The following is an 11435-nucleotide window of genomic DNA, read 5'->3' on the forward strand; positions in this document are numbered from 1 at the left end:
GACAGTGAGATCAAAGTGACTGTTTTGGAAAATGTTTATCAAAAGCCACATAAGGAAAATTTGACAACAATGAAATTTGAATTTCCTAAGCGGATCGATATTTTGCCACTCTATCGTTACTTATCCGAATTAGCATTGGCAAATCGGCAACGAATAAATAAATAAGGCTAAAGGCTGTAGATAAGACTGCAGCTTTTTATGTGCCTAAAAGGATAAGTGTAAAAGTTTGTACAGGCTGACTAAAAGTGCTACGCTCAAAGTGAGTTAATGATAAAGAAGGTAAGCAAGATGTATCAAACAGATTATCCACACACATTTCCGAAAGACTTTTTATGGGGTGGTGCTACAGCGGCAAATCAGATCGAAGGTGCCTTCAATGCTGATGGCAAGGGCCTGACGACTGCTGAAGTCGTAAAAAAGGCCACTGATAGGCGACAGATCTCAATGGAAAATGTGACAAGAGACTCCCTTAAAGAAGCATTAGCGGAGCAAACAGTAGGTGATTATCCTAAACGGCGGGGGATAGACTTTTATCATCAATATCCAGCTGATATCAAATTATTTGCACAAATGGGCTTTAAAGCTCTACGGATCTCGATCGCATGGGCTCGTATCTTTCCTAATGGTGATGAAAAGAGTCCGAATAAAGCAGGACTGAGATTTTATGATGATTTGATCGCTGAAATGAAAAAATATAACATTGAGCCGGTCGTAACATTATCGCACTATGAGATGCCTTTGGGTCTGACCATAAAATATAATGGTTGGGCTAGTCGAGAAGCCATTAGTGATTTTATGCGCTTTACGCAAACTGTTTTTGAACGTTATAAAGATAAAGTCAAGTATTGGATCACATTCAATGAGATCAATACTGGTGTATGGGGGTTCCATGAAACTGGGGCACTTGAAGATGGTTTGACCGAGCAAGAAAAATTACAACAACGCTATCAAGCTTTACACCATCAATTTATTGCCAGTGCCCTAGCAACAACGCAATTACATGAGATGGAGCCAGAAGATAAAATGGGATGTATGTTAGCACGTATGCAGACTTATCCAGCAACGACTGATCCAGCTGATGTTTTAGCTGCTCAGCAAGCAAATGACCAAAATTTATTTTGTACCGATGTTCAGGTCAGAGGAGAGTACCCTAATTACATGAACCGCTTCTTTGCTGAACACGGGATCACGCTCAAAATGGAATCTGGTGATCAAGCAGTTCTACGAGAAGGTAAAGTTGATTATTTGAGCTTTAGCTATTATATGTCGACTGTAACAGCTACAGGAGAAGATGAGGAACTAGGTAATTTTTCATATGGACTCAAGAATAAGTATCTAGAGGAAACTCCTTGGGGCTGGCAGATCGATCCAGTGGGGCTTAGGATATCTTTAAACGAGCTGTGGGATCGTTACCAAGTGCCACTGTTTATCGTTGAAAATGGGGTCGGGATGCTTGAAGCACCAGATGGCAATGGCAAGATCCATGATGATTACCGAATCGATTACTTGCGGGCGCATATCGAACAGATGCAAGAGGCGCTAGCTGATGGGGTGGATTTACTCGGTTACTTGATGTGGGGACCGATCGATCTGATCTCATTTTCAACGTCTGAGATGTCAAAGCGTTATGGTTTTATCTATGTTGATCAAGATGACGAGGGTAAAGGAAGTTTGAAGCGGATTCCTAAAGACTCTTTTTATTGGTATCAAAAAGTGATCGCAACTAATGGCAAAGACCTTGATCGATTAAACTAAGGATAGGAGAAGCACTGTCCTTAGTTTTTTGTTATTGTCTTGTAAGCAAAGACTAAAGCTAGATATGATATAATTAGAAAAGTGAAGATAACTTGAAAAGGAAATTTGGTGACTGAATGGAAAACTACTATTATTCAAAGAATCCAAATGTCGAACATGATGAGAAATACTGGAATTTTGAACTATTAGGACACGATCTTACTTTTGTAACAGATAATGGGGTCTTTTCCAAAAATACAGTTGATTATGGCTCACGTGTCTTGTTAAATGCTTTAGCAACGATCGATCTTACGGGTGCGATCTTAGATGTTGGTTGTGGTTATGGACCGATCGGCTTAGCTTTGGCCAAAAAAGCACCTAGCGTGACAGTCGATATGGTCGATGTCAATGAATTAGCGTTAGAATTAGCTCGAAAAAATGCGGCGCAAAACGATATCGAAAATGTCAATATCTTTGCTTCAAGCATCTATGAAAATATAACGAAGACAGATTATCAGTTGATCGTGACTAATCCGCCGATCAGAGCAGGAAAAACAGTCGTACATGAGATCTTGGAAGTTGCAAAAGAGCATCTAGCTGTCGGGGGCAAGTTAGTCGCAGTTTTACAAAAAAAGCAGGGTGCACCGTCTGCGAAGAAGAAAATGGAAGCAGTCTTTGGTAACTGTGAAGTTATCTTAAAAGATAAAGGTTATTTCATTTTACAGAGTGTGAAAGAAAGCTAAAATGAAACGAGAAGAGTTTATGCAAGCTGCCCTAGCTGAAGCTAAGAAGGCTCAAGTTCTAGGCGAAGTTCCGATCGGTTGTGTCATAGTGTATCAAGGGCAGATCATCGGGCGGGGACATAATTTGCGCGAAACGACCCAGCAAGCTGAAAAACATGCCGAGATGATCGCGATCGCGCAGGCTAATCAAGTGTTAGACAGTTGGCGCTTACCAGAAGCTGAGTTATATGTGACACTAGAGCCTTGTCCAATGTGTAGTGGAGCGATCATTAATTCGCGGATCTCTAAAGTCTATTATGGTGCAGCTGATGAAAAAGCTGGCACAGCTGGAACTTTGATGAATTTACTGACGGATCCACGTTTCAACCATCAAGTCACGGTGCAAAAGGGGCTGCTACAAGCTGAATGTGCGCAGATCTTAAGTGATTTTTTTTCGAATTTGCGTAAAAAATAAAAATAATTGATTTAAAGACTGGAAATTTTATCTAATTTCATGTAATATAGAATATGCCGTAAGGCCTTAGGGCAATGTTGTCCTTACGAAGCGTGTCAGGTCCGGAAGGAAGCAGCACTAAGTTTGGTTCAGCATGTGCCCTAAGTTAATATGAAATTAGGCTCTCGGTCATTTAACGTTGATCGAGATTTTTTTTTAAACTGAAAAAGAAAGGAAGCAATGGTTGATGAGCTATCAGGCTTTATATCGTGTCTGGCGTCCGCAAGTTTTTAGTGATCTTGTGGGGCAAGAATTTATCACGAAGACGCTAAAAAATGCGTTGTTGACAAAACAGACGACACATGCCTATCTCTTCACCGGCCCGCGGGGAACTGGGAAAACTTCGGCAGCTAAGATCTTTGCTAAAGCGATCAACTGCCAAAACCAAAAAGACGGTGAACCTTGCAATCAATGTGAGACTTGTAAGGCGATCACAGCGGGACGGTTAAATGATGTGATCGAGATCGATGCGGCCTCAAATAATGGGGTCGAAGAGATCCGAGATATTCGCGATAAGGCTAAATACGCTCCAACACAAGCGGATTACAAAGTCTATATCATCGATGAAGTTCACATGCTGTCGACCGGAGCTTTTAATGCATTACTAAAAACGTTAGAAGAACCACCCGCCAATGTCGTCTTTATCCTAGCGACGACCGAGCCACATAAGATCCCAACGACGATCATTTCGCGGACCCAGCGGTTTGATTTTCGCCGGATCACCCCACAAGCGATCTTAAAACGGATGGAGTATATCCTACAGCAAAAAGGCTTTACCTATGATGAAGCAGCACTCAAAGTGATCGCCAAGGCTGCTGAAGGTGGGATGCGGGATGCGTTGAGTATTTTAGATCAGGTGTTATCCTTTGGCGATAACCAAGTGACGTTGGATAATGCGCTACTTGTCACCGGAAGTGTTACACGTGATAACTTGACTAAGTATCTGCATCAAGTTGTGGCTAAAGATACGAGTAGTGCTTTGGCTACGATCCATGAGATCTTGGAAGACGGTAAGGATGCCAAGCGTTTGATCGAGGATCTGATCAACTATTGTCGCGATCTTTTATTGTATCAACAAGCACCAAAGCTCGTCGAAGAAAGCGAGTTAGGGATGCTCGATGATGATTTTAAAAAATTCGCAAGTGAGGTCGATCCAGAACAGCTCTATCAAATGATCGATATTTTAAATGAGCAACAAGAAAATATGCGTTTTACTGTTCATGAAGCGATCTATTTAGAAGTGTTGACGGTCAAATTGTCAAGGTTACAGGTCACAAGTGCACCAGTCGCAATGCAGGTGACATCAGATCCAGCAACTGATGCTAAAATGTCACAGTTACAAAAGCAACTCAATGCATTAGAGCAAAGTTTCAAACAGCTTCAAACTTCGGGTGTACCTGCTAAAGCGCAGACACCACCAAGATCAAACCGTAAAGCTACTAAGCAAAATGGTGAGTTGAAGCTGAATTTGAGTAAGATCTATGAAGTCTTAGATCAAGCTTCTAAGCAAGACTTGATGCAGGTTCGTCAAGTTTGGGGCGATCTGATGAATATGTTGAATGTGACTCAACGGGCAATGATGCAAGTTGCCAAGCCAGTCGCAGCTAGCCCAGATGGGATCGTGATCGGTTTTGAATACGATATCTTATGCCAACGTGCCCTTGAAAATCAAGAACTCCAAGATGTTTTGGGTAATGGGCTGAGTCGTTTACTCGGTGCAGCCCCACATTTGATCTTTATCCCAGGTAATCGTTGGCCTGAGATCAGGAGCCACTATTTGAGTGAACATGGTGATGTCAGGCAAAAAGCACCTGAAAGTGACGAACAAGTGATCCAATCACCGGTACAGTCAGTTGTGCCTGAAGTCGTTGCTAAGGCACAAGAACTCTTTGGGGAACAATTAGTTGAAGTCAAAAATGATTAGAATTTGAAAGGATGATTTATTATGATGCGTGGAATGAACATGCAAGGTATGATGAAACAAATGCAAAAATTGCAAAAGCAAATGCAAAAGGATCAAGAAGAATTACATGCAACGATCTTTGAAGGTCATGCTTCTGATGATGCGGTAGTAGTCAAATTTACTGGTGATCACAAGATGACTGATATTGCGATCAAAGAAGAAGCTGTCGATCCGGATGATATTGATATGTTACAAGATCTAGTTATCATGGCTGTTAACGATGCGATGGCTAAGATCGATGACCAAACGCAAAAAACAATGGGTAAATATTCCCGCAATATGCCTGGCTTTTAAGCGCGAAAGAAGGTTAGACGATGCAATATCCTGAACCGATCGCTAAGTTGATCGATAGTTATCTAAAGTTGCCGGGGATCGGTGAAAAGACCGCAACTCGCTTGGCATTTTTTACGATCGACATGGAGGAAAGCGATGTTGTTGCTTTTTCTAAAGCACTAGTCGCAGCTAAAAATGATCTCAGTTATTGTAGCATTTGTGGCAATATCACGGAAACTGATCCGTGTGTGATCTGTGCGGATAAGACTCGTGATCAAAGTCAAGTCATCGTAGTCGAGCAAGTCAAAGATGTGATGGCTTTGGAAAAAATGCAAGAATATCGTGGCTTATACCATGTTTTACATGGTGTTTTGTCGCCGATCGAAGGTAAAGGGCCTGAAGACATCAATATCACCAGTTTGCTGCGACGTCTCCAGCAAAATAGTCAGATCAAAGAAGTCATTTTGGCGACTAATGCAACGCCTGAAGGTGAAGCAACGGCAATGTATATTTCGAAGTTGATCAAACCAGCTAATATCATGACAACTCGTTTAGCACACGGCTTAGCGGTCGGAAGTGATATTGAGTATGCTGATGAGATGACACTGTATAATGCGGTGAAAAACCGCCAAGAGATCTAGTTGGGGTGAAGTTTGAAGTTGATGTTTAGAAGAAATAAGCAAAAACTTAGACGCTCTTTTAATGAATTACTATTAAAAGATATTGATCAAGCTAAGTTGGATTGGGATCAAGCCCGCCAAACTGCAGCTGCAGTCTATGACGTTGATGATGAATTGTTGGCTGAAGTGAGTCTAGCTCGTGCTAAGTATGAGTTTCTCTATCGTGAAGCTAAATATCGTCAGGTCAAGGGCCATATTCAAGCGTCAGTGATCAATTATTAAAAACTAGCCTGTCAAGCAGTCCAACTGAAATGGCAGGCTTTTTCTTTTTGAAAAAATAGGGTCGTGGACAGCCAGCAAATGTTACAGTACAATAAAATCAATAAATGAAAATGGGGTTTTACAAGTGAGCGGATTTTTTATTACCTTTGAAGGTACTGATGGATCAGGGAAAACTAGTGTTCTAAACGCGATCGAAACTAAGTTGAAAGCTGCCAAGATCGATTATTTACGGACGCGTGAACCAGGCGGTAATCGCATTTCAGAACAGATCCGAAATGTTATTTTAGATGAGAGATCCACTGAAATGGATGCGCGGACTGAAGCTTTATTATATGCTGCTGCACGGCGTCAACATCTGGTTGAGACTGTGCTTCCGGCCTTAGAAGCGGGAAAGGTAGTGCTGTGTGATCGTTTTGTCGATAGTTCTCTAGCTTATCAAGGGGCTGGGCGTGATATTGGGGTAGCTGAAGTAAAACAGATGAATCAGTTTGCAACAGCTGGTCTAGAGCCAGATCTGACCATTTACTTAGCGATCGAACCGAGTCTAGGACTTGAGCGGATCAAGCAGAATCGTCAAGATGAAGTTAACCGCTTGGATAAAGAAGCACTATCGTTTTATGAGACTGTCTATCAAGCATATCAAAAACTTGCCGCTGAAAATGAGCGGATCGTGACGATCGATGCTAGCCAGAAACTTACTGATGTGATAGCTGATGTTGAGCTAGTCTTAAGTAGTAAAATTCCCGTTAGAAACTAGGTGTTTTGAAATGAAAATGATCATTGCGATCGTCCAAGATAAAGATAGCAATAATTTGAGCAATGCTTTTGTTGAAGCTGATGTTAGAGCGACCAAGTTAGCAACGACTGGTGGCTTTTTACGATCGGGAAATACGACTTTTATGATCGGGATCGAAGATAAACGGGTAGCTGAAGTTTTAGAGTTGATCAAACAGGCATCCTCTAAGCGTGCGGAATACATCACGCCACCAGTGAATGTTGAAGGTCAAGTTGAGCGTACTTATCCGGTCGAGATCGAAGTCGGTGGGGCCACCGTTTTCGTTTTACCAGTCGAACAGTTCTTTCATTTTTAAGAAGAGATCAGTTAGAAAAAAAATGTGCAACTGATAACAAGAAATAATTAAGAAGGGAAAACTATATTTTTTCTAGTCATCTAGTTTTGATGGTGCCACATTTGATATAGTTGAAGTTTATGGAACAGTCGATCATCGAGCTCCAACCACGTTTGACAAAGCACTTTGCCAAATTGGTGGACAATAAAAAATTGGCCCATGCTTATTTATTCTCTGGTCCACGTGGGACAGGAAAAAATAAGCTAGCTCATTGGGTCGCCCAAGCCGTTTTTTGTAAACAAAAGCAAAACGGCTATCCATGCTTAAAATGCAATGAGTGTCGGCGGATCGCCCAGAATAATCAACCTGATGTAGTTGAGATCAAACCGGAAGGAAATTCGATCAAAGTCGACCAGATCAGATATTTGAAAGCTGAATTCGTCAAAAGTGGGGTCGAGAGCAATCGGAAACTTTTTATCATTCAAAATGCTGAAAAGATGACGATCAGTGCCGCTAACAGTCTGTTGAAATTTTTAGAAGAACCAAGTGGCGATGTAACGGCCTTTTTATTGTCAGATAGTGTAAACCAGATCTTGCCAACGATCATCTCACGGTGTCAGTTAGTTGAATTGTCTTCGCTGACATTAAAGAAATTAGTTGCAACGTTAGAAACTAAGGGGATCGGGGCAGATAAGGCTAATTTATTAGCACATTTGACTAATAGTCAAAAAGAAGCTCAAGAACTTGATGGTGACGAAGATTTTAATAAATTACTCGCCAATGTTTGGGAGTGGTTTAATCAAGTTTTACAAAATGATTGGCGTGCTTTTGTAGGGGTCCAGAACAAATTGATGCCATATGCGACCGATAAAACTAGCCAAGATCGGTTATTACAGTTGATAGTCTTATTAACACGTGATATTTTATTGTTAAAATATGGTAAAAATGAGGACGTTGCCTTTATAATGTATAGTAAAGAGCTCAATGAAAAAAATTTAAAGATTCCAGAAAATGGAGCTATCCGCGCCGTTGAAGCTGTCCTTTCGACTAAACGGCAACGAGCGGTCAATGTCTCATTTCAGAGTATCTTAGAGGCACTGACTTTGAATTTATGCAGTTGGTATCAAGCATGATAACAGGTTGAAGGTGATTTTGTGGATAAACGCGAATTATATGACAATTTTGAAAATATGGAAGAAATGTCACGCGATGTACAAGCGATGCTGGCGAGCGTGAAAGAAGAGATGACACGGATCATCGAGAAAAATGCAGAGTTAGAGATCGAAAATCAACATCTACGTGAAAGACTTCACGAATTAGAACAAAAGAAAACACAAGAGATAAGCAATGAAGAAGCCGGTCTTTCCAAGTCACGTAAAAATTTGGAAAAGCTTTACGAAGAAGGTTTCCATGTTTGTAACGTAGACAACATGTATGGCTCACGGAGGATAAACGATGAACCGTGTGTCTTTTGTCAAGATGTTATCTATGGGGAGCGACACTAATGTCAATTAAGCAAAAGAGTAGTTTTAGAGAAAAAAATGAGCAAGGAACGTTGTATCTAGTACCAACACCGATCGGAAACCTACAGGATATGACATTTCGGGCACTTGAGATCTTAGAAAATGTTGACCTGATCTGTGCTGAGGATACGCGCAATACGATGCGCTTGTTGAACCATTTTGAGATCAAAACACCGCAGATCAGCTTTCATGAGCATAATACGCAAGAACGGATCCCTTATTTGATCGAGAAACTACAAGCGGGGCAAGATCTAGCCCAAGTAAGTGATGCAGGGATGCCTTCGATCAGTGATCCAGGACATGAATTGGTCAAAGCTTGTATTCAAGCTGATATTGCAGTTGTCCCACTGCCAGGAGCCAATGCAGCTTTGAGTGCACTTATCGCTTCGGGGATAACGCCTCAACCTTTCATGTTTTATGGCTTTTTACCCCGGAAGAAAAATGAGCAGCGTGAAGTTTTAGAGCAATTAGAGCAACAAACTTGTGCACTGATCTTCTATGAAGCACCGCACCGCCTGAGAAAGACTTTGTTGGCAATGCAAGCTGTTTTTGGTCCAGAGCGTAAGATCGCTTTGTGTCGCGAGCTGACTAAGCGCTATGAAGAGTTCTTGCGTGGTACGTTAGCTGAGGCAGTAGAGTGGGCTACAAATGAAGAGATCCGAGGCGAATTTGTGGTCGTGGTCCAAGGAAATAGTGCCCCACAAGCTAAAAAAGCAGATCCTTTACTGGAGTTGCCCTTAGCTGAGCAAGTAGCAACTTTGATCGCCCAAAAACAGTTGAAACCTAATGTAGCGATCAAAGAGGTCGCAAAATTAAATGGTTTGAAAAAACAGGATGTTTATAACGAATATCATCAATTATAAGGACAAATAAAACAATGGCAAAAAATTTATATCGGTTGCCCCATCAGATCGTTTACTATGAAACTGACCCTACTGGTAAATTGAGTCTAGGTAAATTGGTCGATTTGATGATGCTAGCTTCCTATGCGCAGGGAAAAGCTGTCGGGATGCCGGAAGAAAAATTAAATGCGCAAGGTCATGGTTGGGTGATCACACAACACTTACTTTCGGTCACTCGTTTACCTAGATGTGATGAAAAAGTTGTGATCGAAACAAAAGCAACGGCCTACAATCGCTATTTTTGTTACCGTGATTTCTGTCTTCGAGATGAACAAGGTGATTTGTTGGCCAAGATGCATACTGCTTTTGTATTACTTGATCTAGAAACTCGAAAGATCACGCGAATAACATCTGATGTGATCGCACCTTTTGGTCCTGAACCGATCAGATCGATCGAACGTTTAGCAAGTCCTAAACGGTTAGAAGAAGTTGAACTAGCCAAAGATTATCGCGTGCGGTATTTTGATATTGATAGTAATCATCATGTCAACAATGTTCATTATATCGAATGGATGCTAGATGTTTTGGATAAAAAATTTTTAATGGAACATGAGCCAGTAGCTTTGAATATCAAATATGAGCATGAATTGAATTATGGACAAACTTGCACTAGTAAAGTGGAATTACTTCGTTCAAAAGACGAGTTGACCACATTACATGAGATCTATATGGCTGACGGGACTTTGAGTTGCAGTGCACAAGTGACTTGGAGATAATAAAAAATAAGAGTGTAAGCAATACGGTCAGTACCGTATTGCTTACACTCTTATTTTATTTAAGAAACAGCATCCGAGACAAAATCGGCTAGTTTAGCACCACTTAGTCCAGCACTTAGACCGACTAAGAGTTTGATCCGAGCTTTTTGACCATTTAAGCCGTGGCAAAAGGTGACACCCATTTGTTTTAGTTGGACGCCTCCACCAGGATAGGCATAAACATCTTGGGCGATCCCGTTGAAACTCCGGGATACAAGCACTACGGGGATCTTTTTAGCCAGTAATTTTTCGATCACAGGCAAAACTCTAGGCGGAAGATTTCCTGCACCCAAAGCTTCGATCACGACGCCGTTAGTTTGATCATTGAGCGCTATTTCAAGTAATTCTGGGTCCATTCCAGCATATGCTTTGAAAAGATAAACGTGGTCAACTACGTGATCGATCAAAACACTGCGGTGGCGGAGTAGTTTTTCAAAAAAACGCACTTCATCGCGCAAGATCAGCCCGATCGGACCAAAAGTTGGAGTCCTAAAAGTCGCAACATTAGTGGTATGAGTCTTAGTCACATAGCGAGCTGTGTGGATCTCATCGTTCATGACCACTAAGACGCCCATGCCTTTAGCTTCAGGACTAGCAGCGGTCAAGATAGCTGTTTTGAAGTTGTACAAGCCATCAGAACCGATCTCATTAGCCGAACGCATCGCTCCAGTTAAGACGATCGGCAACTTAAATGGGATAGTCAGATCGAGAAAATAAGCCGTTTCTTCAAGTGTGTCAGTTCCGTGAGTGATCACGACACCATCGATATTTTCATTTTCATAGGCTTTGATGATCCGCTGTTGCAATACGAGCATATTAGCAGGATCCATATGGGGTGAAGGGATATTGAAGATATTTTCGATCACGAGTTCATGATCAGAACTAAAAGGGTTTTTAAATTGATTGAGGGGATTTTCTTTTCCGGGAGCGACCGCACCGTTTTCGTCTTCTGACATTGCGATCGTACCACCGGTGTGCAAAATAAGAATTTTTTTCATTTTGCGTCTTCCTTTCTAGGTGCATCAGTAATGCTAGTAATGCACAAAATACCGTTTTTTTATTATAACGATTAAACCA

14 protein-coding genes, 1 other RNA gene and 1 pseudogene are annotated in these 11435 nt (G+C 41.4%); 15 read left to right on the forward strand and 1 reads right to left on the reverse strand.

Annotation, left to right across the window (positions count from 1 at the left end; translation table 11 throughout):
- The 15 genes and pseudogenes from Q9Q35_RS05440 to Q9Q35_RS05510 form a co-directional block, all read left to right on the forward strand.
- Window positions 1-165: pseudogene (locus tag Q9Q35_RS05440) on the forward strand (PH domain-containing protein); the annotation flags it as partial.
- 123 nt (window positions 166-288) lie between these two features.
- Entirely contained in the window at window positions 289-1755 is a 1467-nt protein-coding gene (locus Q9Q35_RS05445) for a glycoside hydrolase family 1 protein (protein ID WP_304652494.1), read from the forward strand.
- A 116-nt stretch (window positions 1756-1871) separates the two neighbouring features.
- Window positions 1872-2477, forward strand: a complete 606-nt coding sequence (locus tag Q9Q35_RS05450; RefSeq protein ID WP_304652495.1) for a class I SAM-dependent methyltransferase — start codon at window positions 1872-1874, stop codon at window positions 2475-2477.
- 1 nt (window position 2478) lies between these two features.
- Complete coding sequence (tadA, locus tag Q9Q35_RS05455; RefSeq protein WP_304652496.1) at window positions 2479-2931, forward strand: tRNA adenosine(34) deaminase TadA; 453 nt, start codon at window positions 2479-2481, stop codon at window positions 2929-2931.
- A 63-nt stretch (window positions 2932-2994) separates the two neighbouring features.
- Window positions 2995-3081, forward strand: an RNA gene (gene ffs, locus Q9Q35_RS05460) — signal recognition particle sRNA small type.
- Window positions 3082-3157: 76 nt separating this feature from the next.
- Window positions 3158-4894: a DNA polymerase III subunit gamma/tau gene (gene dnaX / locus Q9Q35_RS05465; protein ID WP_304652497.1), complete on the forward strand. Its 1737-nt coding sequence runs from the start codon at window positions 3158-3160 to the stop codon at window positions 4892-4894.
- Between the two features lie 18 nt (window positions 4895-4912).
- A complete protein-coding gene (locus tag Q9Q35_RS05470) occupies window positions 4913-5227 on the forward strand; it encodes a YbaB/EbfC family nucleoid-associated protein (protein ID WP_304652530.1) in 315 nt (104 codons plus the stop codon).
- Window positions 5228-5247: 20 nt separating this feature from the next.
- On the forward strand, window positions 5248-5847 hold the full coding sequence (recR, locus tag Q9Q35_RS05475; protein ID WP_304652498.1) for a recombination mediator RecR: 600 nt from the start codon (window positions 5248-5250) through the stop codon (window positions 5845-5847).
- Between the two features lie 21 nt (window positions 5848-5868).
- Window positions 5869-6108, forward strand: a complete 240-nt coding sequence (locus Q9Q35_RS05480) for a YaaL family protein (RefSeq protein WP_304652499.1) — start codon at window positions 5869-5871, stop codon at window positions 6106-6108.
- Between the two features lie 124 nt (window positions 6109-6232).
- Window positions 6233-6865, forward strand: coding sequence for a dTMP kinase (gene tmk / locus Q9Q35_RS05485; protein ID WP_304652500.1), 633 nt, complete (start codon window positions 6233-6235; stop codon window positions 6863-6865).
- Window positions 6866-6875: 10 nt separating this feature from the next.
- Window positions 6876-7199: a cyclic-di-AMP receptor gene (locus Q9Q35_RS05490; protein WP_304652501.1), complete on the forward strand. Its 324-nt coding sequence runs from the start codon at window positions 6876-6878 to the stop codon at window positions 7197-7199.
- Window positions 7200-7318: 119 nt separating this feature from the next.
- Window positions 7319-8311, forward strand: a complete 993-nt coding sequence (holB, locus tag Q9Q35_RS05495) for a DNA polymerase III subunit delta' (RefSeq protein ID WP_304652502.1) — start codon at window positions 7319-7321, stop codon at window positions 8309-8311.
- Window positions 8312-8332: 21 nt separating this feature from the next.
- Entirely contained in the window at window positions 8333-8683 is a 351-nt protein-coding gene (locus Q9Q35_RS05500; protein ID WP_304652503.1) for a DNA replication initiation control protein YabA, read from the forward strand.
- Window positions 8683-9564 carry a 16S rRNA (cytidine(1402)-2'-O)-methyltransferase gene (gene rsmI, locus Q9Q35_RS05505; protein WP_304652504.1) on the forward strand — a complete coding sequence of 294 codons (882 nt, stop codon included), beginning with the start codon at window positions 8683-8685 and terminating at the stop codon, window positions 9562-9564. Before Q9Q35_RS05500 ends, rsmI begins: the two co-directional genes overlap by 1 nt.
- A 14-nt stretch (window positions 9565-9578) precedes the next feature.
- Window positions 9579-10319 (forward strand): acyl-[acyl-carrier-protein] thioesterase, encoded by a 741-nt coding sequence (locus Q9Q35_RS05510; RefSeq protein ID WP_304652505.1) that lies wholly within the window; start codon window positions 9579-9581, stop codon window positions 10317-10319.
- Between the two features lie 59 nt (window positions 10320-10378).
- Here Q9Q35_RS05510 and Q9Q35_RS05515 read toward each other — a convergent pair whose 3' ends face one another.
- A complete protein-coding gene (locus Q9Q35_RS05515) occupies window positions 10379-11356 on the reverse strand; it encodes an asparaginase (protein WP_304652506.1) in 978 nt (325 codons plus the stop codon).
- Between the last annotated feature and the right edge of the window lie 79 nt (window positions 11357-11435).

The organism is uncultured Ligilactobacillus sp., from assembly GCF_948826705.1.
Taxonomy (GTDB): Bacteria; Bacillota; Bacilli; order Lactobacillales; family Lactobacillaceae; genus Ligilactobacillus.